This is a genomic window from Bartonella sp. AS69XJJH (genome assembly GCF_042195585.1).
Classification (GTDB): domain Bacteria; phylum Pseudomonadota; class Alphaproteobacteria; order Rhizobiales; family Rhizobiaceae; genus Bartonella.
In genome coordinates this window covers 1-975 of sequence record NZ_JBHIOO010000105.1, presented here as the reverse complement: position 1 = coordinate 975, position 975 = coordinate 1, and the positions used below count along the sequence as shown (strand labels likewise).

Sequence of the window (975 nt, the reverse complement as noted above, 5' to 3'; positions counted from 1 at the left end):
CCAGAGGCACGGAATTTTACGCTGTCATAAAACTCTTGTAATTCTTGAGATACCTCTTCAATATTGGTTTTATCGAGTTCTGTTAAGATTTTTTCCATTGCTTGAGAAATGGCATTGTTTTGCACAAATTCATTGCCCTCAAACAAAGCTTCAAACACGGGACGCGTCACAAGATGTTGTCCTAACATCTCAAGCGCTTCCTCTTGTTTGATTTCACTGTTTAAGTTGTTTTTGAGTTCTTTATAAAAACTCTCAAAAGCATGAAAAGCTTCACTGGTTTCATCAGAAAGTATATCTTTAAGACGATTGATATGGTTTTGAGCAATTTCAGCAACATTGCCAGCCCATATGCCCCAGTAATCGGCAAGGGTAAATTTCTTAGCCAAAAGGGTTTTAAGGGCATTGGGAAACTCTTTATAAAAAGGTAATCTTCCTGTTACGCTATGAATATAGCGTTGTGGTTCATAAGCTGCTTTTCCAATCTCAAGCCCCGCGCTTTCTGGTTTCTCATAAACATGGATTTTATCTTCAACCGTGGTCATACTCTTTAAGGCAACAATCTCTAAAGTATGACTTACGTCTTGATCTAAAATCATCTGGTTAAGGGTTACTTCAAAATTCTCATCATGGGAAAGCAAAGCATTGATCACTTGCCAAACAACACTGTATCTCTTGTTGTATTTTAAAGCCTCTTCAGCAGAAATCCCAGCAGGAACCCCAACGGGTAGAATGATGTAGCCTCTCTTCTTGCCCTTGGCACGACGCATAATACGCCCCACCGCCTGTATCACATCCACTTGGCTTTTGCGCGGGTGTAAAAACATGATCGCATCAAGAGCAGGAACATCAACTCCTTCAGACAAACATCTTACATTGGTGAGCACACGGCAGACATGCTCCCCCGCATCTTCCTTTAACCAATCAAGAGCTTCATTGCGCTTCTTGGCACTTTGTGTTCCATCAATATGCGCAAAG

The 975-nt window shown here is 41.0% G+C and carries 1 protein-coding gene; it reads right to left on the bottom strand.

Annotated features, from left to right (window positions below; translation table 11 throughout):
- Positions 1–975, bottom strand: a 975-nt coding sequence (locus ACFIK6_RS09975; protein WP_375677606.1) for a helicase-related protein, incomplete at both ends; no start/stop codon positions are given.